At 62.8% G+C, this 22886-nt stretch carries 18 protein-coding genes; 2 read left to right on the top strand and 16 right to left on the bottom strand.

Annotation, left to right across the window (positions count from 1 at the left end; all coding sequences use genetic code 11):
- Positions 1 to 44: 44 nt before the first annotated feature.
- Positions 45 to 1277 (top strand): zinc-dependent alcohol dehydrogenase, encoded by a 1233-nt coding sequence (locus GBEM_RS05885; RefSeq protein ID WP_012529605.1) that lies wholly within the window; start codon positions 45 to 47, stop codon positions 1275 to 1277.
- Positions 1278 to 1345: 68 nt separating this feature from the next.
- Here GBEM_RS05885 and GBEM_RS05880 read toward each other — a convergent pair whose 3' ends face one another.
- From GBEM_RS05880 to GBEM_RS05845, 8 genes are all read right to left on the bottom strand, one after another.
- Positions 1346 to 3166, bottom strand: coding sequence for a KUP/HAK/KT family potassium transporter (locus tag GBEM_RS05880; protein ID WP_012529604.1), 1821 nt, complete (start codon positions 3164 to 3166; stop codon positions 1346 to 1348).
- Positions 3163 to 3870 (bottom strand): response regulator, encoded by a 708-nt coding sequence (locus tag GBEM_RS05875; protein ID WP_012529603.1) that lies wholly within the window; start codon positions 3868 to 3870, stop codon positions 3163 to 3165. The genes GBEM_RS05880 and GBEM_RS05875 overlap by 4 nt, the downstream gene beginning before the upstream one ends.
- A complete protein-coding gene (locus tag GBEM_RS05870; protein ID WP_012529602.1) occupies positions 3867 to 4937 on the bottom strand; it encodes a sensor histidine kinase in 1071 nt (356 codons plus the stop codon). The genes GBEM_RS05875 and GBEM_RS05870 overlap by 4 nt, the downstream gene beginning before the upstream one ends.
- A 123-nt stretch (positions 4938 to 5060) precedes the next feature.
- The gene (locus GBEM_RS05865) at positions 5061 to 5285 is read right to left on the bottom strand and encodes a hypothetical protein (protein ID WP_083770215.1); all 225 of its coding nucleotides are present in this window, start codon (positions 5283 to 5285) and stop codon (positions 5061 to 5063) included.
- Positions 5286 to 5639: 354 nt separating this feature from the next.
- A complete protein-coding gene (hcp, locus tag GBEM_RS05860) occupies positions 5640 to 7298 on the bottom strand; it encodes a hydroxylamine reductase (RefSeq protein ID WP_012529600.1) in 1659 nt (552 codons plus the stop codon).
- 384 nt (positions 7299 to 7682) lie between these two features.
- Positions 7683 to 9794: a methyl-accepting chemotaxis protein gene (locus tag GBEM_RS05855; protein ID WP_012529599.1), complete on the bottom strand. Its 2112-nt coding sequence runs from the start codon at positions 9792 to 9794 to the stop codon at positions 7683 to 7685.
- Positions 9795 to 9967: 173 nt separating this feature from the next.
- Positions 9968 to 10321, bottom strand: a complete 354-nt coding sequence (locus tag GBEM_RS05850; RefSeq protein ID WP_012529598.1) for a hypothetical protein — start codon at positions 10319 to 10321, stop codon at positions 9968 to 9970.
- A gap of 25 nt (positions 10322 to 10346) precedes the next feature.
- On the bottom strand, positions 10347 to 11867 hold the full coding sequence (locus GBEM_RS05845) for a B12-binding domain-containing radical SAM protein (protein WP_012529597.1): 1521 nt from the start codon (positions 11865 to 11867) through the stop codon (positions 10347 to 10349).
- A gap of 316 nt (positions 11868 to 12183) precedes the next feature.
- Here GBEM_RS05845 and GBEM_RS05840 point away from each other — a divergent pair, with 316 nt between their 5' ends.
- Positions 12184 to 13665, top strand: a complete 1482-nt coding sequence (locus GBEM_RS05840) for a LuxE/PaaK family acyltransferase (RefSeq protein WP_012529596.1) — start codon at positions 12184 to 12186, stop codon at positions 13663 to 13665.
- A 120-nt stretch (positions 13666 to 13785) separates the two neighbouring features.
- Here GBEM_RS05840 and GBEM_RS05835 read toward each other — a convergent pair whose 3' ends face one another.
- The 8 genes from GBEM_RS05835 to GBEM_RS05795 form a co-directional block, all read right to left on the bottom strand.
- Positions 13786 to 15120 (bottom strand): B12-binding domain-containing radical SAM protein, encoded by a 1335-nt coding sequence (locus GBEM_RS05835; RefSeq protein ID WP_012529595.1) that lies wholly within the window; start codon positions 15118 to 15120, stop codon positions 13786 to 13788.
- Positions 15121 to 15154: 34 nt separating this feature from the next.
- Positions 15155 to 15667 (bottom strand): hypothetical protein, encoded by a 513-nt coding sequence (locus tag GBEM_RS05830; protein WP_012529594.1) that lies wholly within the window; start codon positions 15665 to 15667, stop codon positions 15155 to 15157.
- A gap of 20 nt (positions 15668 to 15687) precedes the next feature.
- A complete protein-coding gene (gene ccsA, locus GBEM_RS05825; RefSeq protein WP_012529593.1) occupies positions 15688 to 16515 on the bottom strand; it encodes a cytochrome c biogenesis protein CcsA in 828 nt (275 codons plus the stop codon).
- Between the two features lie 80 nt (positions 16516 to 16595).
- Positions 16596 to 17741, bottom strand: coding sequence for a cytochrome c biogenesis protein ResB (locus tag GBEM_RS05820; protein ID WP_012529592.1), 1146 nt, complete (start codon positions 17739 to 17741; stop codon positions 16596 to 16598).
- Positions 17738 to 18895 (bottom strand): phage neck protein fibritin, encoded by a 1158-nt coding sequence (locus GBEM_RS05815; protein ID WP_012529591.1) that lies wholly within the window; start codon positions 18893 to 18895, stop codon positions 17738 to 17740. Before GBEM_RS05815 ends, GBEM_RS05820 begins: the two co-directional genes overlap by 4 nt.
- Positions 18892 to 20256 carry a TolB family protein gene (locus GBEM_RS05810; RefSeq protein WP_012529590.1) on the bottom strand — a complete coding sequence of 455 codons (1365 nt, stop codon included), beginning with the start codon at positions 20254 to 20256 and terminating at the stop codon, positions 18892 to 18894. The genes GBEM_RS05815 and GBEM_RS05810 overlap by 4 nt, the downstream gene beginning before the upstream one ends.
- A gap of 165 nt (positions 20257 to 20421) precedes the next feature.
- Positions 20422 to 22350 (bottom strand): hypothetical protein, encoded by a 1929-nt coding sequence (locus GBEM_RS05800; protein WP_041262686.1) that lies wholly within the window; start codon positions 22348 to 22350, stop codon positions 20422 to 20424.
- Entirely contained in the window at positions 22347 to 22877 is a 531-nt protein-coding gene (locus GBEM_RS05795; protein ID WP_041262685.1) for a CxxxxCH/CxxCH domain-containing protein, read from the bottom strand. Before GBEM_RS05795 ends, GBEM_RS05800 begins: the two co-directional genes overlap by 4 nt.
- Positions 22878 to 22886 lie beyond the last annotated feature (9 nt).

Raw genomic sequence — 22886 nt, 5'->3', positions numbered from 1 at the left:
TAGACTACGGTGGGTTAAAAACCACCAACCAAGGAGGAATCGCCATGAAAGCTGTCGTTTGGCACGGAGTCGGGGACATAAGGCTCGACGAGGTTCCCGATCCGCGGATAGAAGAGCCCACCGACGCCATCGTTCGCCTTACCACCAGCGCCATCTGCGGGACCGACCTGCACATGGTGCGCGGGACCATGCCGGGGATGAAGGAAGGGACCATCCTCGGCCACGAGGGGGTGGGGATCGTCGACCAGATCGGCGCCTCGATACGGAACTTCATGCCGGGGGACCGGGTGGTGATCCCCTCCACCATAGCCTGCGGTTTCTGCTCCTACTGCCGGGCCGGGTACTACTCCCAGTGCGACAACGCGAACCCCAACGGCCCCGACGCCGGCACCTGCTTTTTCGGCGGCCCCGAGTTGAGCGGGCCGATCAATGGACTGCAGGCGGAGAAGGCCCGGATACCGTTCGCCGGCGTCGGGCTCGTCAAAGTTCCCGACGAGGTGACGGACGAACAGGCGCTGCTTCTATCCGACATCCTTCCCACGGGCTACATGGCCGCGGAGCTGGCCGAGATCAAGCCGGGGAACACGGTGGTTGTCTTTGGCTGCGGGCCGGTCGGGCAGTGCGCCATAGCAGCGGCGAAGCTGATGCAGGCGGGGAGGATCTTCGCGGTGGACAGCGTCCCCTTCCGGCTCGACCTGGCCCAGGAGCAGGGGGCCGAGGCGATCGACTTCTCCAGGGAGGACCCGGTCGCCATGATCCACCAGTTCACCGGCGGCATCGGCTGCGACCGCGCCATCGACGCCGTCGGCGTGGACGCGTCCGCACCCCACTCCGGCCCCGGGAGCCGGGAGTTCAGGGAGCACCTGCAGGAGTTCCAGCAGGAGCTCGCCCAAGTGGCGCCGCGCACCAACGTGCAGGGTGAGAACTGGCACCCCGGCGACGCCCCCTCCATGACGCTCGTCTGGGCGGTGCAGTCGCTGGCCAAGGCGGGCACCCTCTCCATCGTCGGGGTCTATCCCCAGACGGTGAGCCTATTCCCCATCGGCGCCGCCATGAACAAGAACCTCACCCTGAAGATGGGGAACTGCGACCACCGCAGGTTTATCCCGAAGCTGATGGAACTGGTGCAGGGTAAGGCGCTGGATCCCGCGAAGATCCTGACCCAGAAGGCCCCCTTTTCCAACGTCATCGAGGCCTACCAGGCCTTCGACCTGAGGAAGGAAGGGTGGCTCAAGGTGCAGCTGCAGATGCAGGGGGCGATAGGCGAAGAGCGCTAGAAAGCGAGGCAGGAACGAGCCATGGGGCAAAGGAAGGGGGCCGGTTGGAAGCCGGCCCCCTTTTTCATTCACATCTCCACCCGGGTCACGACCCCCTGGAGCTTCGCGGGGGGAAGGTTGTGGAACTGCACGAAGTTGGGAGTCTGCCGCTTGATGGTGGCGAAGAGCTTCCAGACCGGGTTGTCGGTGACGATGTCCTCGACCCCGTAGAAGATCACCTTCTCCTGAATCCCGTTTTCCTTCAAGACCGCCTCGATATCCAGAATCTCCAGGTAGCCGGCCTTGATCTCGATGGCGTCGAGCCCTACGGAGAGGTCGCGCTTCAAGTCGACCTTCAGGCCGTACGGCTCGTCCGTGCGCAGGATCGAGATCAGGACGTTGCGCTCGTAGATGATGTTGCTGCGGATGATGCAGTGCACCAGATAAGGGGGAATAACGCTCCATTCCTTGACGAAGAAAAGGGAGGTACCGGGGATGTTCTTTTCTTTCGCGTAGATCTGGCGGTAGGCGACGTCGAAGGTGTCGAGGTCCAGCGGCTTGAGCGCACGGTACAGGGCGCGCTGCCCCCGGGTCCAGACCATGATGATGCAGAAAGGGATCGAGCCTAACACGATGGACCAGTAGCCGCCGTGGGGGATCTTGTTCAGGCAGGAGAGGAAGAAGATGAGGTCCACCACGGTCACAGCGACGGCCAGGGGGACCTTCCACTTCTTGGTGGTGCGGGAGAAGATCATCACCATCATGATCCCGGTGATGGTCATGGTCCCGGTGACCGCCAGCCCGTACGCCGCGGCCAGGTGCTCGCTCCTTTTGAAGTACAGCATCACCACGAGGACGGCCAGCATCAGGATCCAGTTGACCGAGGAGAGGTAGATCTGCGACTTCAGGTGCGTCGAGGTGAACTCCACCCGCAAGAGGGGAAGTATGCGGGTGGTGATCCCCTGGTAGACCACGGAGAAAACGCCGCTGATCATCGCCTGCGAGGCGATGACGGTGGCGAGCACGGTGAGGATCAGGAACGGGATGTAGAGAAACGGGGCCTGGTTCTGCACCATCCCGAAGAGGTAGTTCTTCGCCTCCGGGTGACTGAGCAGGAAGACTCCCTGGCCCAGGTAGTTGATCACCAGCGCGGTGAAGGCGAAGTACCAGGCGCGCAGGATCGGCCTGCGCCCCAGGTGCCCCATGTCGGCGTAGAGCGCCTCGCCGCCGGTGGCGCAGAGTATCACCTCGGAGAGCACGAAGAACCCTCCCAGGCCGTGATGCAGCATGAAATCCAGCGCGTAGTAAGGGTTGATGGCGCTCAAGATGGAGGGCATGGAGCTGATGGAGGCGAGGCCGGAAAAGGCAAGCGCCCCGAACCATACCACCATGATGGGGCCGAAGGCCCCCGCTACCTTGTCGGTCCCCTTCGACTGCGCCAGGAAAAGCCCCACCGCGATCACCGCGGCGATCAGGATCAGCTCACCCTGGCCGGTATGCTCCAGGCCGGGTATCAGCTCGAGCCCTTCCACCGCGGAGAGGATGGAGATGGCCGGGGTGATCACCCCGTCGCCCAACAGCAGGCAGGCTCCCAGGTAAGAGAGGAAAACCACGAAGGCGAGCTGCCGCCCCGGCTTCAGCATCCGGACCAGGATCTCCTTGAGAACGATGGTCCCCCCCTCCCCCTTGCGGCTGAGGCTCATGGCGAGCCAGGCGTACTCGGCGCTGACCAGGAGGGTCATGGTCCAAAAGACGAGCGAAAGGATCCCGAAGACGTTCCCGGGCGTTGCGGGGGTGAGGGCGAAGATGACGGTGAGGGTGTAGATCGGGCTGGTGCCGATGTCCCCGAAGACGAGCCCCATCGCCTTGACGATGCCGCTCCAGTAGGATTGGGGCGCTTCGTTATTCATGGTTGCACCTGCTTGAACCGATACCCGACCCCGGGTTCGGTGGTGATGTGCCTGGGGCGCGAGGGGTCCCGCTCGACCTTCTTCCTCAGGTTGCTGATGGTAACCCTGAGCACCTGGGGCTGATCCTGGTACGCCACCCCCCAGATCTGCTTCAGGATCTGGCTGTGGGTTATGACCTTGTCCGCGTGGGTGATGAGCAGGCGCAAGAGGTCGTACTCGGTGGGCGTCAACTGGACCTCGGCTCCCTCCACCGTCACCCGGCGCAGGTTCAGGTCCACCGTAAGGTCGCCGCTTGAGAAGACCGGCTCGGAGAGCTGCACCGCGGAACGGCGCAGGGAGGCCCTCATGCGGGCCAGCAGTTCCCCCACCCCGAAGGGCTTGGTGAGGTAGTCGTCGGCCCCGGCGTCGAGAGCCGCCACCTTGTCGTCCTCACGCTCGCGCACCGAGAGGACGATGATGGGGACCTGGGACCACTCGCGGATACGGCGGATCACCTCGATACCCTCCAGGTCGGGAAGCCCCAGGTCCAATAGGATCAGGTCGGGCCTCAAGGCCGCGGCGGCTGATAGCCCGCCGTGCCCGGAATCGGCCTCGTGGAGGATGAATTCATCCGAGGACAGCGCGGAATGCAGGAAGCGGCGAATGGCCGCCTCGTCGTCGATGACGAGTATGCGCTGCCCGGTCGCCTCTTGGCTCTCTTTCATGGCTCCTCTGCTCCTTGCTGCAACGGCAAAAGGATCTCGACCGCGAGCCCCCCCTGCGGGCGGTTCCTGGCCGCGATCCTTCCCCCGTGCGCCTCCACGATTCCCTTGCAGATGGAAAGCCCGAGGCCGGTTCCACCGGTTTTTTCGGGGACCTGCACCCGGTGGAATTTGTCGAAAATATGGGAGAGTTCCGCTTCAGGCGCCCCCGGGCCCCGATCGGCGACGGTCAAGGAGAGCCAGGCGCCGGCGACGCGCGCCTCCACCTCGATGCTCCCTTGCGCGGGGGCGTACTTATTGGCGTTGTCCAAAAGGTTCACCAGTACCTGGGTCATCAGCACCAGGTCCAAGGGAACCAGGGTGAGCCCCTGCGGCAGCTGCACCGATACGTTGCGGTCCCCAAGCCGGCTCTCCATGGCCGAGATGGCGCAGCCGATGAGTTCCTGCAGGTCGCACGGCTCGATCCTCGGGCGGAGGGCCCCCGCCTCCAGGCGGCTCAGGTCGAGGAGGTTTCCGACGAAACGGTTCAGCCGCTCCGCCTCTTCGTTTGCCGTCTCCAGCAGATCCCGGCGCGCCTCAGGGGAGAGGCGCCCCCCCTGTTCCTTCAAGGCCGAGAGCGCCCCCTTGATGGAAACGAGCGGCGTCCTGAGGTCGTGCGAGATGGAATTCAAGAGCGCCCGTTCCAGGTTCTCCCGGGCTTGCAGGATCCTCGCCTTTTCCGCCTCGTGCGAGAGCCGCTCGCGTTCCAGGGACTGCTCCCTGACCTTCGCGACCAGCGAGCTTATCATCACCCCTACCACGAAGAAGCCGAGGAAGGTGACCAGGTACTCCTTCTCCGCGACGCTGAAGGTGAGCCGGGGGGGAACAAAGAAGAAGTCGAAGGCGAGGACGCTGAAAAAGGCCGTCGCTATGGCGGGCCGCCGGCCGAGCTTGGCGGCGGCCGCCACGACAGCCAAGAGGTACACCATCACCATGTTGGTGGGGATCAGGTGCGGCCGGACCAGTTCGCAAATGGCCGTGGCGCCGGCGACGAGCAGCAGGCTGATCAGGTATCCCCGTATCGCGACCACAACTTCCCCTTTTCATCTGAAGAGTGATACTGGAAGATCCTGAAGAGCGTATCAGCTTTGCGGCTGGATTTCCAGTCAAAGGAGCTGACAATGAATCGCGGTATGTGAATGGGGGGACGCGCCTTACTGTGACAGGTGCGGTTTCTGGGGGACTTTGAGCAGCATCCAACTCTGTGTCGTCGCATTGAAGACAGGGACCTCCCCCTTGGCGTAACGTGGAGGAGCTATCGGAGTGAGGGCTTCAACCCTTTCCAGGTCCCGCTCATCCAGAAAACCTTCGCCTTGATAGACACCGCTCTCGGGGCTGAAATAAAAGACTCTCATAACGCTCACCTTGATATAGAACATGCCTGCTGTTGCACGGACTTCTCCTAGTGTCAGGGTAGAGGATAGGATGTAAATTTTGCGTAAATATGTTGGCCCGAGGGATAAAGATTTCGTAAAGAAATGAGGAAGGGTTTGGGGCCGCGGGAAGAGACAAAAAAGGGTTAGCCCGCGGAGGCTAACCCTTTTCTTTGATCTCGTTGTTCTCGTTCCCAAGGTCCACCTTGGGAACGCAATGCCGAGGAAGCTCCAGCTTCCTCCGTATTCCAGGCTGGAGCTTGGCTTGCCTTGGGTTCCCAAGCTGGAGCTTGGGAACCAGGGGCATCCCCCTCCCGTCAAGGGAGGGGGGGAAGGTCCACCTCGGGAACCCAATTTGCCCTAAGCCCCCAGCGCGTGCTGCAGGTCCTGTTCAGCTGTGGTGATCGGACCCAGGTCGTAGTTCTGCACCAGGAAGTCGAGCACGGCCGGCGAGACGTAGGCGGGAAGCGAGGGGCCTAAGCGGATCCCCTTGATCCCCAGGTGCAAGAGGGTGAGCAGGATGACGTGCGCCTTTTGCTCGTACCAGGAGAGAATCATGGAGAGCGGCAGGTCGTTCACCTGGCACTGGAAGGCGTCCGCCAGGGCCACCGCGATCCTGATGGCGGAGTAGGCGTCGTTGCATTGCCCCACGTCGAGGAGCCGCGGGATCCCCCCGATGTCGCCGAACTGAAGCCGGTTGAAGCGGTTCTTGCCGCAGGCAAGGGTGAGGATGACGCAGTCCTTGGGGACCTTCTCGGCGAGCTCGGTGAAGTAGTTGCGGCCGCTTTTGGCGCCGTCGCAGCCGCCGATCAGGAAGAAGCGGCGGATGGCGCCGTTTTTGACCGCGTCGATGACGGGGCCGGCCACCTTGAAGACCGCCTCGTGTCCGAAGCCGACCAGGATCTCCTGCCCCGGGTTCTCCGGCAGGTCGGGAAGCGAGAGCGCCTTGTCGATCACCGGGGTGAAGTCCCACCCCTCGACGTGCGGAACGCCCGGCCAGGCCACCTCGCCCCAGGTGTAGAGGCGGTCGGTGTAGCTTGCCTCCGGCTTTTGGATGCAGTTGGTGTTGAAGATGATGGCGCCGTTGAAGCCGGAAAGCTCGCGCGCCTGGTTCTGCCAGGCGGTGCCGAAGTGGCCGGCGAAATGGGAGTACTTACGGAGGCCGGGGTAGCCGTTGGCGGGAAGCATCTCGCCGTGGGTGTAGACGAAGATCCCCTTCCCTTCGCTTTGTTTCAGGAGTTCCTCAAGCATCGGGAGGTCGTGGCCGGAGACCACGATTCCCTTGCCGCCGCGGGTGCCGAGGTTCACCGGCATCGGCTCCGGGGCCTGCAGGCGCTCCTCGTGTCCCTGGTACAAAAGCTCCATGGTGCGCAGGTTCATCTCGCCGCACTCAAGCGACAGCGCTACGAAATCCTGCAGCGTCGCCTGCGGGTTGGTGGTGGCCGCAAGCGAGCGGTGGATGAAGGCGTAGATCTTCTCGTCCTCCTTCCCCATCTCGGTCGCGTGCCAGGCGAACGCTCCCATCCCCATGAGGCCGTAGATCAGGATCTCGATGGTGGAGAGGATGTTCGGGTCCTGGTGCCAGGTGAGGACGCCGTACTGGCGCCCCTGGTCGATGAGCGCCTGGGTGTCCCCCGCCGGGGTCCAGGTGGCGGGGCCGTCGGTGATCTCGGGGGCGAGTCCCCCCTTTTTCCGCTGGTGGGCGTCCTGGTATAGCGACTTCGCCCTTTCCTTCATCTGGAAGCATTTCTGCAGCCGCCTCGCGATGTCGTCGGGGTCGAAGTTGACGTTGGTGACCCTGGTGAAAAGCCCGTCCAGCATGAAGCGGTCCACTTCCTGGTCCTTCTCCCCCAACTCGCGCGCAAGGTGCGCGTAGACCGCCGTCCCCTTAAGCCCGTGGATCATCAGGTCGAGCAGGGCCGATACCTGCGGGTCCTTGCCGCAGTTACCCATCACGTCGCAACCCACGCCGCGGGCCGCCTGTTCACACTGTCTGCAGAACATCGCCTGTTGTGCCATGTCACATCCTCCCTTGGATTAGTTTTTTACAATCCAGAGAGTCTTGCAGAAACGGGAGGTATTTCAAGGAAGTTTGCGGCGTAGTTACAGAGCACGGGCCGTTGCCAAGGAGGAGCGACGAAAAGCCTGGCCGACAGTCGGGGAGAAGGACGACAAAGGGAATAGGACGGAACGGGGGAACCTAGACGCCCCCTCCCTTGACGGGAGGGGGTTGGGGGGTGGGTGAAGCCGAACTGTGCTTAGCCGGTGGCACCTTCCCCCCCACCCTGTCCCTCCCCCGCAGGGGGAGAGGGGACCCAAGGTTTCCTCGAATTCCCTGAAGAACTACAAAGGGGGGCCGAAACGCCCCCTGACAATCGATAGTCGAGCCTGCCGCCTGCCGGGTCAGACGGTAAAGACGCTTACCTTCTCGCTCAGGCTGTGGGAGTGGTCGTTCAATTCCGAGACCCTTTCGTCGAGGCTTTTCGCCACGGTCATGTTGGCGATCGCCTGGCGTCTTACCTCTTCGATGATCTCGATGATCCGGTCGGATGCGCTCTCCTGCTCGGACGTGGCGCCTGCCACCGTTTTCAGGCTTACCAGCGTCTCCATGATCGACTGCGAGATCTTGTCCGACTCTTCTGCCTGCACCGAGACCATCTCTTTCATCGATCTGATCAGGTCGCGCATTTCGCCGGTGGCCGTGATGATCCCCTCGGAGATCTCGCGCTGCTGCTCCGTGTTCTGGTTGATCTCGTTGGCCATGGTGCTTACGTGCTGCATCGCGTCGGATACCATGCCGATCCCGGTGGTCTGCTCCTTGGCGGAGCGGGCGATGACCAGTGCGTTGTCGAGCGACTGTTCCGTGCGCAGAATGATCCCCCTGAGCGCCGTCTCCGCCGCTTGAGAGTCAACCACGCCGGCATCGACCTCGGCCGCGCTGCGGCGTGTAGCGGTGACCGCCGAGCTGGTGAGGCGCTGAATGGCCTGCACCATGTCCGCGATGTCGTTGGTGGAACCGGTAACCTGCTGAGCCAACAGCCTGACCTCTTCGGCCACGACGGCGAAGCCCCGGCCGTGCTCGCCCGCTTGTGCCGCGAGGATGCTGGCATTGAGCGCGAGGAGCTTGGTGCGATCGCTGATGTCGTTGATGATCTTCACCACGCGCCCTACTTCCTCGGAGACCGGCACCAGCTCGTCCATCGCCTTGATGGTGGCGCTGACCTCGGTGCGTATCCGCCCCATCCCGTCTTTGGTCTTGCAGATGGCGGCAAGCCCCACCACCACCGCCTCCTCCTTGACCGCCCGCGCCAGTTCCGCCTGGTCCTCCGACCTCCCGTTGATCTCCTTGGCGACGGCGCTTACTTGCAGCGCGGAAGCGGCGACCTCTTCCGCCCTGCGGGTGACCGACGCCACGTTGTCCGCGACAGCCTGGAAAGAAGTGAGGTTTTTCAGCATCGCCTCAGTGGTCTGATCCGCCTTCGCGTCCAGGTGATGCGTTTTGCCGGAGATGTCCTGCATGGTCGCCGAGATCTCACCTGCGGAAGAAGAGATATTGACCATCGAGGCCACCACCTCCTCGGTATCACAGGTGATGCTGCGGATGGCCGCGTCGAGCTTCTCGTTGGCGGTCACCGTTTCTTCCACGGCTTCAGCCTGATGCTCCGCGGTGTTCCGGATCTGTTGCGACGCCCCCTCAAGCGTACCCGCCGTGGCGGCGAGTTGTCCCGATACCACCGAGATGTCGGTGATGGTCCCCTGGAGGTTTTCGGCGAAGCGGTTGAAGGCAAGGCAGAACCTTCCTACCTCGTCGTCGGCTTGCACCGGCAGGCGCTTGGTCAGATCGCCGCGCCCCGAGGCGATGTCGTTCAGCATGTCCCCCACCGAGCGCAGCGGCCGCATGATGCTGTTGAAAAGAACCCGCCCCCCCACGGCCAGCAACAGGGAGACCGCGACCACAACCGCCACCAGCACGTTCTGCGAAAGCCGCTTCAGGCCGGCCGCCTCCGCCTGGTTCTTCTTGTAGGACGCGGTTATCTGGTCACCCAGCGCCGTCAACTGGGCGAGAAGCGGCTCGGCGTACTGGTAGTCCATCTCCTCCATCATCTTCGGCAGGCGCGGGTCGCCGTACGGCAGCGCCATGATGTTCAGCGTCGTTTCGCGCGTTTTATCGTACAGCTCGTGAACCTGCGCAATGACCGCGCGTTCTGCGGGTTCAAACAGCGGGAAGGCGTCGATCTGGGCGAAAATCGCTTTGACCCTCTTGTCCTGCTCTTCGAAGCTGTTCTTATAGGTAGAGCTGCCGGTGATGATATAGTCATTGCCCGGCATGACGGACTTATAGGCTGCTAGTTCAAGAGTGGAGACAAGATGAAGTTTAGTGGCTTCCTGAGTGAGGAATTGCAGTTGGTGGTTGAGGCGGCTCTGGGTGACCAGAGAAACCGCTCCCAGCGTGAGGACCAGCAGGCAAACGATGAAAACACCTATCTTGAACTTGGCTCTGATTGATACGCCCATCAGGTCGGAACTCCTTAGCGGGGATGGTCGGAAAATTCGGCAGTGCGGCGTGCAACACCTCACCAGGAGTTATCGGCATTTAACCTCGATTCTGTAGTTCTTAATACGTCTTGAAAAAAAATGGAAGCAAGTATTTGGGAGGATGTCTATAGAAGAGAGCGAGTTCGTCGCCGTTACCGCCATGCAGTGCAGTAGCCCCAGTAGCTACCGGCGCCGACCACCAGCAGCAGCAGGACGTGTTTTATCACCAGCATCCTGCGCCGCGTCCGCTCAGCCTCGGGGCCGTAAAAATTGTTGACGTAGGTGAAGCTGCGCATCCCGCCGGTGGCGAAGATGGCGGCGGCAGCCCCCACCGTGTTCCAGAAGAAGAACCGCTCGATACCGGAGAGGATCACGGTCACCTCGGGGATACCTCCCCGGAAACCGTGCAGCAGGTAGATCGCTATCAACGCCGAGAGCCAGTAGCCCGTGGCGAAATCGTGGATGAAGCCGTTCAGCACGATGGCTGCCTTCTTGATCGAATCCATGTTGCTCCAAAATCTTGTCCAGCCCTTACGGAATCGGCGCGAAGGTGTGCGGGTGGTCGCTGGCACCGGCATTGCCGCGCACCGTCTTGATGCTTTTCAAAAGCGCCTGCACCTCGGGCGGCATCTGCTTTCCTTCCTTCATCATCGACCTCATCTGCACCGCCAGGTACGAGTTGTTGATGAGGATGTCCAAAACCGCGACCATGAAGGTCTGCTTCCAGGGGGAGAGGTCGTGCAGCTTCTGGAACTTGTGCATGTAGAACTTCTGGCTCGCGCGGCCCAGCTCCCTTTCCAGCTCCTCCACCGTCATCGCCTTCGGCTTTATCACCGGCTCCACCAGGTTGTACTTGCGGTAGTCCTTGGTCGCCACGTACGGCTCCAGCTCGGGGTAGAGCTCGGCGTAGGGCCAGGGGGCGATGGCGAGGAAAAACGCCATGTCCGGGTTGTAATGCTTGGCGAGCTCGATGGTCGCCGCGATGCTCTCCGGCGTGTCGTCCGGCATACCCAGGACGAACGAGGTCTCGGAGACGATGTCGGCGTTGTTGATGATGTCGATGGCGGCTTTGGACTGCTCCACCTTGGTGTTCTTGTTGAAGAGGTCCAGCGTCGCCTGGTCCCCCGCTTCCACCCCGACGTAGATGTGCTCGACCCCTGCCTCGCGGTACTTGTCCATGATGTCCGCGTCGCGCAGGATGTCGTCCACCCGGGTTTCCATCAAAAGCTTCACCCCGACCTTCCTTTCGATCATCAGGTCCAGGATGCGCACCCAGCGCTCGCGGTCGAAGGTCGGGATCTCGTCGGAGAGCATCGCCACCTCGACGCCGTAGCTGTCGCGCAGAAGCTCCAGTTCGGCCACGAAGTTCTCGGCGCTTCGGGCGCGCCAGGAGCGTTCCCAGAAGAGCTGCTGCGAGCAGAAGGAGCATTTCTCCATGCAGCCGCGCGACGAGGAGACGATCGCCAGGCGGGCGTTGTTCTTGGCGCGGTAGGTGTAGATGGGCCATTCCACCAGGTCCCACGCCATGGGGAGCGCGTCGAGGTCCTGGATGGACGCCGCCTTCGGCGTCGTGACCACGGCGCCGTCGCGCCAGAAGGAAAGTCCGGGGACGGAGGCGGGGTCGCCCCCTTGGTTCAGGCAGTCCAAAAGCTTAACCAGGGTCACTTCACCCTCGCCCCGGACGATGAAGTCGACCGTGTCGTGATCGGCCTTGAGCATCTCGTCGTAGCAGAAGGTGGCGTGCACGTTCCCGTGCACCGTGACCACGTCCGGGTTGATCTCCTTGGCCAGCGCCGTCAGCTCCAGCGCGTGCCCTATGGAGGCGGTGAACGAGGTGGTGGCCACAACGTCCGGGTTGAAGGCCCTGATGCGCGCCTCTATCTCCGGCCACTTGTGCCAAAGGCTCATCGCGTCGTAGTAGTCCACCTCGTAGCCGGCTGCGCGCAGCGACCCGGCAACGTATACGAACCCCACATTGAGCCAGGTCCCCGCTGACTCCACGACGCCGGAATGATACGGCGGCGTTATCAGTGCGACCCTTTTTATAGTCATATCCAACCCCTTCCAGGTATTAGAACTGTAGTTAGTGAAGTCGATTTCTGAGTAAGTTTGGCTTTCTATGCAACAGAGGCCATCGAAATGAAAAGATACAGCCTTGTCGCAGCCCAGTGGCCCGGCCACTGTACTACAGATTTGTCATTCTTAGCCCGTTTTTTTAAAAACGTAACCAAATAGTTACTTTTGATGTGTCTGAACTAAGCCAAACTTAATACTTGCGTCGTTTTATTATAATCTTGACTGGCACAAAACCTGTAAGTACTATGACCGCTAACGTGTTTTAATAGCCAGCCGTTAAAAGGAGTTTGCCATGTCAGCATCAGGAAGCGTCAGTCACACTCTGACCGAAGAGATCCTCGCCATCATCGAAGCTGGCGTCGATGCCGATCTCTCCGATGAGAGGTTCAACGACTACTGCATGAAGCTCTTCACCCTGCAGTACGAAACCAACGCCATATTCCGCGAGTTCTGCGACGTGAAGAAGGTCCGCCCGGGGGACATCACCCGTTGGCAGGACGTCCCCATGGTGTACAACGACGTCTTCAAGACCCACCTGGTCGCTTCCTTCCCGCTGGAGCAGTCGGTCATGGCCTGCCTCACCGGGGGTACCACCAGCCTGACCCAGCGCGGCCGCATCTTCCGCGACGAGGACGGCAAGAAGCTCGTCTTCGGCGCCAACAAGATGATGACCAACTCCTACCTCTTCCCCGACTTCGAGGAAGGGAAGCGCTGCCGCATCCTGATCCTAGCCCCCAGCCCCGAGATGGCCCCTTCCATGGGGATGGCCATCGGCATGGACCAGACCCGCAAGGCCTTCGGCACCCCGGACAGCATGTTCCTTCTGGGCAAGAGCGGGATCGACATCAAGAACCTTCTGAAGGCGCTGCGCGAGTCGGAGGCAAGCGGGGTTCCCGTCGCCCTCATCGGCGCCACGGCCGCCTACGTCTACTTCTTCCAGGCCTGCCGCCGCAGAAAGATCAGCTTCAAGCTTCCCGCCGGCAGCCGCGTCTGCGACGGCGGCGGCTATCGCGGCCGTTTCGGCGTGGTCACCCGCGACGATTACTACGACATGGTGCAGGAGATCCTGGACGTCCCGCGCACCCACTGCGTGAACGTGTTGGGCGAGGCCGAGACCGCCACCAACCTCTTCGACGACGCCTTGAGGCGCCACGTGAAGGGGCTCCCCGAAAAAAAGCTGGCCCGCCCGGTACCGCCCTGGTCCCGCGTCCTGGCCATGAACATCGACGACCTCTCGCCGCTTCCCGATGGCGAGGTGGGGCTATTGGCCCACTGGGACCTGGCCAACGTCCCCACCGTTTTGGCCGTCATCACCGACAACCTGGGCTACACCACCGACAACGGCAAAAGCTGCGAGATGGTGGGACGCGCGAAGATCGAGAACGGGAAGGTGTCGCCGCTCCCCGACGAGGAGAGGACCATGGGGCCGATGGGGGACTCCGCCATCTTCCGCATGCTGGAGACCTACACCAACTTCTCCATCGACCTGAAAATGCGGCTCGCCAAGGACCCGAAGGTTGCTCCGAGCCCCCGCGAGGAGATCGAGGCGAGGCCCGGTTCGGTCGCCTCCTGTCCGCAGGTGGTCGACGAGATCCTCGTCTCGCAGGCGGATAAAGAAGCGGCGGAGCAGAGGGATCTTGCTCTCGGGACTTTCAAGGATCAGACCGAACGCCCGCTCGACTGGTTCTTAGCCGAAGCGGAAAAGCAGAAGCTCATGGACCACCCGGCGGGGCTTAAATCAGAGAAGCCGGCCCCGGCGAAGAAGCCGCAGTAGCCAACGAGTCTCCCTCCTGCATCCTTCCCCCTCCCACCGGAGGGGGGAGGGCGGGAGGGGGTAAACTAGCCCCTAGCCCCTAGCCCCTAGCCCCCAGCCCCTGGCCCTGGCCCTGCCGTCCTACCTCTTCAAATTCACCTCACCCTTGCTGGCCTTCCACTTTTCGAACGCGATCTTCATCCCCTTTCTGACCGGAAGCTGGTTCATGAGGGAGAGCATGTGGGCGTAGGGGAAGCCGCGCAGCGGCACCTTGAACATGTGGCGCAGGACGCGCGGCAGGCTCAACAGCTCAAGCGAGCTTTCGTAGAACTGCTCCTCGCGGGCCTCAGGGGTCATGGCCGGGTCCGGGTGCTCGAAAACGGCGTAGGAGCCGTTGTAGTACTCCCACCCCAGTTCCTTGAAGATGTGCGGCTCGTACTGACGGGCGAGTTCGGTCCCCGGGTAGGGAACCACCAGCGAAGGGTGCATGGAGACCCCGAGCCGGTCCGCGAGTTCGACGGAGCGTTTGAAGTCGTCTAGCGAATCGTCCCTGCTGCCAAGCATGTAGAACAGCGACACGTCGATGCCGTGGTCCCTGAGCGTGCGCACCGCCCGCTCCCGGTCCACACCGATCTTGCCGTTGGCCGCGTAGGCCTTGAGCCCCTCGTCGGTCATGGCGTCCCACCCCACCCAGACGGTGAGCATGCCGCAGTCCCGCGCTGCGTTCAGCATCTTCGACCCCAGGGGGGCCAAAACGGGACCGAGGCTGCCGAACCCCATCCATTTTTTCCCGGTTCCCCTGAGCGCGGTGAAGAGGTCTATGGCGCGCTGCATGTTTTCCGTGCCGGGCCACCAGATGTTCTCGTCGCCGTTTATGTACATCTTCTCGGGTATGGCCGCCACGTCGCGCACCACGTGCTCGATCGGGCGGAAGCGGATCTTCCCTCCGAAGAACGGCTTCACCGAGCAGAAGGTGCAGTTGAAGGGGCAGCCGCGCGAGGTGTTCACGATGCGGAACTGGTGCCCTCCCCCGAGGGAGCCGTAAAGCGGGGTCGGCAGGTCGGAGAGCTCGACCTGTTCGCCGCGGTAGAAGGGCTGCAGGGTCCCGGCGCGGAAGTCCTTGAGCACCTGCGGCCAGCAGCTTTCCCCCTCCCCGATCACCACCGCGTCGCCGTGCTCCTTCGCCTCCTCGGGCATGGCGGAGGCGTGCATCCCCCCGAAGACCACCTTGATGCCGCGCGCTCTCAGGGAGTCCGCGATGCGGTAGCCGGGAACGGCGGTAGGAGTCAGGATGCTGATCGCCGCCAGGTCGCAGTCGAGCTTCTCGAAGGCGTCCGGCGTCGCGCTCCCGCTGATCAACTGGATCTCGATGGTGGGATCCGCCTTCTTGGTCAGAGCGGCCAGGTACTCGAGAATCGGGGGGGCCACCGGGGTCCAGCCGAAGGGGAGCGGGGGGAAGATGATGCAAAGTTTCATGTATCGGCTACCTTAGTGCGCGTTCCCCGCCGGGTCACAGGTCGATTTTCCTGTTGCTGTAAATGGCATCGAGCACGCTTTTCACGTCCGGCAGCGGGTACCGGTCGGTCCTGCCGTCGGTCTTCACCACGGTGCGGGAGACCATCACCACGCCGTACTCGCCGTTGGGATAGACCACGAACTTCACCTCGATGCCGCTGGCGGAAATACCTGCCCAGCGCGACTTCAGGTCGAGCAGGCGTGGAGGCGCCGAGCCGACGAAGTCGACGTAATAGGTACCGGCGGTGCCGCGGGTCTCGCGCCAGTTCTTGCTCTTGAAGTGGCTGTACCTGTCGAAGGACTCGCCGATCTTCGTTTTGGTGTACCCGGGAAGGGACGCGCCCTTGATCACCTCGATCATGCCGAGGGTCCTCCCCGGAGGGGGGGCGCCCATCGGGCCGTGGACGCCAGGGGTCGCGCTTTTCGCGCCGTTCGGGGCGAGGGCCGCCAGCGCCGCGCCCTGGAGCACGGCGGCCAGCAGCAACAACGTCATTGCAATCTTTCGCATCTGTTACGTCTCTCCTGCGGTTACGTGTGGTCGATCCGGAAACCGGAGTGGAAGGTTTCCATGGAAAAGGGGATGCCCCAGTAGCTCACGATCATCACTACCAGTGCCGCCAGTGAATACCAGGCGAGCCTGGAACCGCGCCAGCCGAAGGTGACTCTCAGGTGCAGGTAGATGCCGTAGATGAGCCAGGAGATCAGGGACCAGACCTCGACCGGGTCCCAGGCCCAGTAGTTCCCCTTCACCGTGTTGGACCAGTAGGCCCCGGAGATGATCATGAGGCCGTACATGATGAACCCGCCGGCCACGAAGCGGTAGCTCTGGGTATCCAGCACCCCCAGTTCGGGGAGCCGATCATAGATGCCGCCCGAGTTCTTCTGCTTCAGCAGGTAGATGAGCCCGAGCCCAGCGGCGATCAGTACCGAGGCGAAGCCGGAGGTGGCGCCGACGATGTGCACCCAGAGCCAGGCGCTTTGCAGCGCCGGGTTGAGCGACGTCGCAACCTCCTTCATCAGAGTGCCCGCCCAGCCCATGAGCACGAAGGAGATCGGCATCACCAGGACCCCGAGCGGCGCCACCTTCTTCACGGTCAGCTGAAAAATCAAAAAGAGCAGCACCGCCATGAAGACACCGAAGGTGATCGACTCGGAGATGGTGATGAAGGGTTCGACCCCGCTTGCCGTCCAGCGCAGACCGATGCTCGCGGTGTGCGGGACGAACCCGGCCAGGGCGCTCAGCAACCCGACCAGGAAGAGCTTGTCGAACTTTCCGATCAGGCCGAAAATGTAACTGAATGCACTTACCCCATACAGAGCTACAGCGAGCCAAAAACAGATTAATTCAGGTTTCATGTCAGTCCCTCCAACCTTTTATTCATAGCTCGAACTAGCATAACAGCAATTGAGACAGTTTTTCAGACATCGTGACTGAATCAGGCAGTTTTAACTCCGGTGCTTCCCTTCCTGATCCTGCCGATGGTTGTCAGCACCATGCCGGCGAGCCCTACCCACAGGCTCCCCAAAATAACCGGCTTGCCCGGGTCGCGGCGTACCTTCATCCCCACCCAATAGCGCATCTCCTTGACGCTGACCCCGTAATCCCCTGCGGGCATGCTGCGCCCGACATAGGCGCTGCCGACCACGGCGGGGTTCTCCGTTTGATGCCCTGCGGTCGCGCTGTAGGGCCAAAGCTGGAAGAAAGCCTCCCCCAGCCGCTCCTGGTCGGGAAAGGGGCGGAAACCTACCTGCAGGTTGTACAGCGGCTTTTGCTGACCCTGCGGAAACGGCAGGCTTCCCTTGGCGCTGCTGGTGCCGGTCGAGTAGATATAGGAACCATCCTCCTGCTTCAGGCTCTGCAGAGGGAGGTAGGCGCCGTAGAGTTCTCTCCCCTGCCGGTCGGCCAGCACCACGAGGGCGGAATATCCCTCGCGGTCGGTCAGATACTTGAAGCCGTCGCAGTCGAGGTTGCGGGTGGCGTAGATGATGTCGCGCTTCTTCGCCTTCGGCGCGCCCACCTCGATCTCGTAAGCCGCCCTCTTGTCATCCTTGCCCACCTTGTAGCCTCTGTGCATCTTGATCAAGGTGGTCTCCCCCCGTATCTCCGCAGGGGAGAAGAAGCGGCCGAAGCGTGCTCCTTCCCAGCTCTCGGCGGCGCCATTTTGCAGGGTCTCCCCCTCCGTGAGCCGCATCGTCCCTTCGAAGAAATAGAGGCTGTTGTAGACGACGCCGCAGAACATGGCCACGAAACTGAGGTGGAACATGATCATGCCGAAGGTGATCAGCGTGAGCCTGCGATGCCAGATCCTGCCGAAGAAGCAGCAGGCGACGTTGAGTACCAAAAGCACGAGGAGCCCGTTGAACCAAAGGGTGGAGAAGATGATGTCCCAGGCACGCTGGCCGCGGAACACGGTGACGCCGACCAGGCAGCACAAGAGGATGGCAACCAGCAGGAACATGGCGAGCTTCGCCGATGCCAGAAAGTCGTATATGAGGCGCGGGATCTTGTGAATCGGGTGGAACCGAGGCTGTATCGGGTACAGTTCGGCTTCAGACTCGGTGGGGGTGTTGATTTCGTTCATTGCCTTCCTTTTGCATTCTGCTGCCGCAGCGCGGGGGCTGCCGTTACCAGTTCCACCCAGCGACCGTTCTGCCGTACGTAAAGCTTGCCGTCTTTGGGTGCGTCACCCACCGCACCGATCGCCTCGGCACTCTGACCGATGAACTCGCCGCGCCGGTCGCCGTCGTAGCTCTTGCTGTCGACGCCGGAGAAGACCATGCACTCGGTCAGCCTGCCGTTGAAGGTGGCGTGCACCACGCCGGGAAGGAAAACCGACCTGGTCACGTCCCCGGAAACCTTCGCCACCTCGGTCCCCCCCATGAAGAAGGAGGTTTCCACGGTGCCGCCGAAATTGACCGTGTTGTTGAAGCCGACCATCTGGCTGTTTCTCCAGCTACCCTCGCAGACGATGTCGTCGGTGCACTCGCCGAACAAGGCGCTGGTCACCTCGTTGCCGTAGATCTTGATGTTGAAGCTGTTCATCCCGATCTGTACCTTGTTGGCGGCTTCAAGGTAGTGCTCCGGGTTGCCGTACCCCATGTTATCCGCAACCGCGCCGTCCTCCCCCCTCCAGGGGATGCCGGCCTTCTTGATCACCACCTGCGAGGAGTTGTCGACCTGCAAAAGCGGCCGGTCCACGTAGGCCGGCCCCTTGCCGTAATCGCGGTAGACGCCGCTGCCCGGCGCGGTCTCGAACAGGCGCACGGTGTAGGCGCGGAAGTCGAACCAGCATTCGATGCCGCGGTTGATGTCCTTTCTGCGCACAATGCCGCCGCGGTCGTTGGAGGGGATCTCGACCCCGTTGACGATCTCCCCATGCAACGAACCGTCGTAGATGAGGTAGTCGATCTCGTCGTTCGGGTAGCGCTCGGAGTAGGCCAGGATGGCGAGCCGGTTCGAAGTGATGGCCTGAACCAGGAGCGGTTCCACCGGCGCCTCGTGCACGATCCCAGTGATGTAGGAGCGCCAGCGGGTACGGAAGTCGGCGATGCGGTACCACTGGCCGGGGACGAAGCCACCCTGGTTGCGCAGCGCCATCAGCTCCGCGTGTTTGAGGCTCACCGGCGCGCCCTGTAGTTTCCGCTCGGCCTGATCGGCCGGCGCCGCGAGGGCAGGGGCGACAAGCAGCGCGAGGAGCAGCGCGGAGAGGTTCAGGGCGAAAAGCAAGCGCCTCATAGCTTTTCCACCTCCCAGGCGAGCTGCCGCCCCTCCTTGATGCCATACGCCACCGATTTGCCGTCCGGGGTGAAGGTAACGTCGAACACCATCTCGTAGCGGGGGTGCTCTCGGACCACCTTGCCGTCACGGTCCAGCACCACAACGAAGCGCCTGCCGTCCTTGCGGGCGCGGCAGACCAGGAACCTGCCGTCGGGGGAGAACTTCGGGGTTACGATCATGTCGTACCCGGGGCTTTCCTTCCCGTTGACCACGGCGAAGATGCTCTTCTCCCTGCGCGCCAGGTATGCGGTCTGGCTGCCGTCCTTGCTGTAAATGAGACCGGCGGCCTCCTGATAGCTCCTGCCGTCTTTGCCGCCGCCAAAGCCCGGGTGCAGGCGGAAACCCTTGCCCGTCGTCAGGATGATCCCCGCCCCTTTGCCGCCCGGCTTGACCACCGGGGGTTGGCGCATTTCGCCCTCCGGGAGAGGCTCCTCCTTACCGTCGAGGACCAGGTATCGCCTACCCTCTTTCACGGCCACGTAGGCGAACGAGGCGCCGTCGGGGCTCAGGGTGAGACCGGTAACCTCTTCGTAGAGGGGACCTTCCTTGATTTCTTCGGGATTAAGCAGGCTCACGATCACCGCGCGCTGCTTCCCTTCGGCCGGCACGACCGCCGCCGCGCGCGTCCTGTCCGCGTCCAGCACCATCTCGTGGTTCACGCAGTCCCAACTCTTCAGGTGCTTGAGGTCGCGGCTCGCGACAACGAGCCTTCCCTTGCCGCCCGCACCAGGGGTGAGGTGAAAGGCGACGTGCGAGGCATCGGCGGCAAAGACCGGGTTGCCGCTGAGAAGCGAGGGGTAGGCGCCGGTGATGCTGCCATCTACAACGATGTGTGAGTCCTCACCGATCTGGGCGATGTAGGCTATGTGACGGTTGTCCGGACTGAAGACGGGATTCCAGACATCGACGTAGACATCCCCTTCCCTCCCGTCCCACACGATGCGCCGCTGTTTCTCCTGCACGGTCACACCGTAGGCCACGTGCTGCCCGTCGGGACTGAGCGATACGTTGGCCACTTTGTCGTACTCGGGACCGGAGCGGCCGTTATGCACCACGACCGACTTTCCGTTACGATATGCAACGTAAACAGCCCCCTTACCCTCCTCATTCACAACGATCTTGGCGGGATCGCTGCTGCCTGGGGGAGTCAATACAGCGTCGGGGGGGATGGTCGCCAGCACGGCGGGGGTAGCGATGGCACCCTTTACGGTGGGTGCCGGATAAGCGCGGCTTTGCTCCTGCTGTTGACATCCCGCAAGAGCCGGCAACAGGAGCCCGGCGCAGACAAGGCAGGTAGGCAGGCCGGGGAAGTGCATCATGTTGTGTTCTCCATGAACGAGTAAACCACCAACAACTTAATGAAGTGCCGCCAGAATACCCGAAATTGCGGGAGAATGGCAAGCAACTTAACCGGCTGGCAAGATCTACGAAAAAAAGCCCCGTCCCTGCGGACGGGGCTTTCTGTATTGCGGTCCTGCAGTCGGCTAGTAGGTGCCGCCCGGGCCGTAGGTCCCGTGGGAGTTGCCGCAGCCAGTGCCGGTGGAGTACTGCGAGCAGCCGACCGTGCCCAAGAGGGTATCGCCGGTACCTGTAGCCGGACGCCAGCTACCGAGTCTCGTGGTGCGGATGAAGGCGTAGGGCTTGGAGCCACCGCGGACGGTGCCCCCCCACTTGGCGGCGTTGGCCGCGGTGGTAGTGTCGGTCCGCAGCTGTGCCATCAGGTTGAAGCCGTGGGCGTCGACTCCGCGCCAGGGCCTGCTGTTGTTGCCGGAGGAGTGGCAGTAGGAGCAGGTCCTGAAGTTGGATCCGATGGCGCTGTCGGCGCCGGTGGCGAAGCCGGAACCGGTGCTGTGGTTGGTGGTGTTGGTGCTGTAGGAGTCGGCATGGCACGCTGTGCACAGGTTGAGCGTGGTGGCGCCGTTGGCCGCACCCCAACTGTCGTAGCGGATGGTGGCGGCGCCGCCATGCGCGGTGACGCTGGCAGTCTGGTTGCCGGAGGCGGCGGCGGCGGAGTGGCAGTCCCAGCAGGTGATCAGCAGCCCGTAGCTCGTGGTGTTCACCGTGGCACCACGCGTGGTGTAGTTCCAGGGGGCTTTCATGAGCGCAGGGGTGGTGCTCTTCAGGTACCAGTTATTCTGCTTGCCGCGGACCGGATGGTAGGAGGCGTTGCTGGTGGCAAAGGAAGAGTTGACGTCCACCACCGAGCCCGCGGTGTTGGCCGCGGCGACGTTGTTCAGGTAATAGGTGCCGGTGCTGGCCACGGTGGTGGCGAACGGCTTCAGGGCGGATCCGCCGGGAACCTGGGCCGTAGTGCTCTTGGCGCCGTCGGCATCGTGACACTTGAGGCAGAGGTTGATCATGATCGCAGCGGTATCCGGCTCGATGGTGCTGCTGGCCAGGTTGCGGCTGAAGCGCGCAGGGGTCGCATCGACAGCGGTACTGGTATAGCCGCCGGGATCGGCGCCGCCGAAGGTAACTCCCTTGATGGTCCCCCCGAGGTCCGGATCGCGCAGTTGCAGTAAACCGTCGCCATGGAAGCTGCTCTGCGTCCCGTCCGCGTTTCCTTCCATGTGGCAGACCACACAGTCGTATTTGGTGACGGCGCCGGTCGCGGCACGCTTGTGCGACCAGGTCAGCTTAAATTCAGCGGAAACGGCGCGGCGCGACGAGGTGCCCGCCAGCGGCCCGGCGGTGATGGGCTGGGTCACGTTATGACAGGAGACGCAGTCGAACTGGGAAAGGCCCCAGATGGCGTTGCCGTGGCAGGAGACCGTGGAGCAGGTGCTCCCCCCGGCGTTGTAGGCGTAGGTGAAGGTCACTCCGGTCTTCGGCGCCAGGTTGTAGCTCCCGGTGGCGTGGTTTGCCGGCGTGGTGATGCTGGTGCCCGTCGTGGTCGTCGCGCTGTGGCAGACGTCGCAGGTCTTGGTCGCGTGCTTCGCGTGGCTGTTCATCTTGGGCTCGGCGGCGGTGTACACCACCACCCTTACGCAGTCTATCTGTATGTTGGTGGCAGTGGTGTCGTTGTCCTTCAGGATGACGCCGAAGTTGGCGGACTGCAGGTCGGCGACGGTCCAGGTGGTCCCCCAGAGATCGGTCGGGGTCGTGTTCACCGTCACCCAGCCGTCGGTGGTCGGCATCGTGGCCGTCTTCGCGGTGCCGGCGACGGTGGTGGTGCCGGTCTTGGTGAGTGCCACGTTGATGAGGCCGGAGGCGGCAAGGCCGTGCACCGAAACCGAGATGCCGGTGACCGTGTCGCCGGCGGTGAGCCCGGCGCCGGTCAGGTTGAAGGTGGTCAAGACCAGGGGCTGCTGCGTGGTGCTGTTGTAGACCGCATACAGGCCGTCCTCGACCAGGGCGTTGGTCCCGGTGGTCCAGCCGGTGCTGGTCGGTGCCGCGGTCGGGTTGGCCCTCACGTTGGCGTAGCCCGGCGCTCCAGTGGTCCCCCCTTCGGTGCCGTGGCAGCTGTAGCAGGTAGTGCTGCCCCCCAGGCCGGAGAGGCGCCGCTGGCTGCCGTGCCGGTGGCGACCGAGGTCCCGTTCGAGTGGCAGTAGGTGGCCGTGCAGGTCTGCCCGACGAAGGGCGTCGTGTTGGAGACCGCGAAGCTGGTCCCCCGCCCGTAGCTGGCGCCGGTGTTGCCGTTGATCGGCACAGCCATGTCGATATTGCCGTTGGCGTGGTTTGTCAGGGTGTTGTTCACGTGGCACTTGGTGCAGGCGTAGCCGTACTGGCCGGCGCCTGTACCGGTGTGGGTGCCGTGGGACCCCGGGAACTGCCCGGTGGTCGAACCGACGCGGCTTGCGTTGTCGACCGGCGGGTTGCCGTGGCAATCACTGCAGGTAAGGGCCTGCGCCATGCCGGGGATACCGGCAGCCGCTGTTACCAGCCCTGCAAGTACCACAGCCTTAATCGTGCCCCTGTTTCTCTTCAAAACTCTCAACATTCTATCTGC

It is taken from the genome of Citrifermentans bemidjiense Bem (genome assembly GCF_000020725.1).
Lineage (GTDB): Bacteria > Desulfobacterota > Desulfuromonadia > Geobacterales > Geobacteraceae > Geomonas > Geomonas bemidjiensis.
The sequence above is the reverse complement of the archived record's forward strand: the minus strand, read 5'-3'. Positions and strand labels throughout refer to the sequence as shown.

Excerpts from the sequence above, each read along its gene's own strand:
- GBEM_RS05840 (WP_012529596.1), top strand. The coding sequence starts at position 12,184 with ATGTCAGCATCAGGAAGCGTCAGTCACACTCTGACCGAAGAGATCCTC.
- GBEM_RS05830 (WP_012529594.1), bottom strand. The coding sequence starts at position 15,667 with ATGCGAAAGATTGCAATGACGTTGTTGCTGCTGGCCGCCGTGCTCCAG.
- GBEM_RS05875 (WP_012529603.1), bottom strand. The coding sequence starts at position 3,870 with ATGAAAGAGAGCCAAGAGGCGACCGGGCAGCGCATACTCGTCATCGAC.
- GBEM_RS05835 (WP_012529595.1), bottom strand. The coding sequence starts at position 15,120 with ATGAAACTTTGCATCATCTTCCCCCCGCTCCCCTTCGGCTGGACCCCG.
- GBEM_RS05885 (WP_012529605.1), top strand. The coding sequence starts at position 45 with ATGAAAGCTGTCGTTTGGCACGGAGTCGGGGACATAAGGCTCGACGAG.
- GBEM_RS05795 (WP_041262685.1), bottom strand. The coding sequence starts at position 22,877 with ATGTTGAGAGTTTTGAAGAGAAACAGGGGCACGATTAAGGCTGTGGTA.
- GBEM_RS05815 (WP_012529591.1), bottom strand. The coding sequence starts at position 18,895 with ATGAGGCGCTTGCTTTTCGCCCTGAACCTCTCCGCGCTGCTCCTCGCG.
- ccsA (WP_012529593.1), bottom strand. The coding sequence starts at position 16,515 with ATGAAACCTGAATTAATCTGTTTTTGGCTCGCTGTAGCTCTGTATGGG.
- GBEM_RS05865 (WP_083770215.1), bottom strand. The coding sequence starts at position 5,285 with ATGTTCTATATCAAGGTGAGCGTTATGAGAGTCTTTTATTTCAGCCCC.
- GBEM_RS05820 (WP_012529592.1), bottom strand. The coding sequence starts at position 17,741 with ATGAACGAAATCAACACCCCCACCGAGTCTGAAGCCGAACTGTACCCG.
- GBEM_RS05855 (WP_012529599.1), bottom strand. The coding sequence starts at position 9,794 with ATGGGCGTATCAATCAGAGCCAAGTTCAAGATAGGTGTTTTCATCGTT.
- hcp (WP_012529600.1), bottom strand. The coding sequence starts at position 7,298 with ATGGCACAACAGGCGATGTTCTGCAGACAGTGTGAACAGGCGGCCCGC.
- GBEM_RS05880 (WP_012529604.1), bottom strand. The coding sequence starts at position 3,166 with ATGAATAACGAAGCGCCCCAATCCTACTGGAGCGGCATCGTCAAGGCG.
- GBEM_RS05810 (WP_012529590.1), bottom strand. The coding sequence starts at position 20,256 with ATGATGCACTTCCCCGGCCTGCCTACCTGCCTTGTCTGCGCCGGGCTC.
- GBEM_RS05850 (WP_012529598.1), bottom strand. The coding sequence starts at position 10,321 with ATGGATTCGATCAAGAAGGCAGCCATCGTGCTGAACGGCTTCATCCAC.
- GBEM_RS05845 (WP_012529597.1), bottom strand. The coding sequence starts at position 11,867 with ATGACTATAAAAAGGGTCGCACTGATAACGCCGCCGTATCATTCCGGC.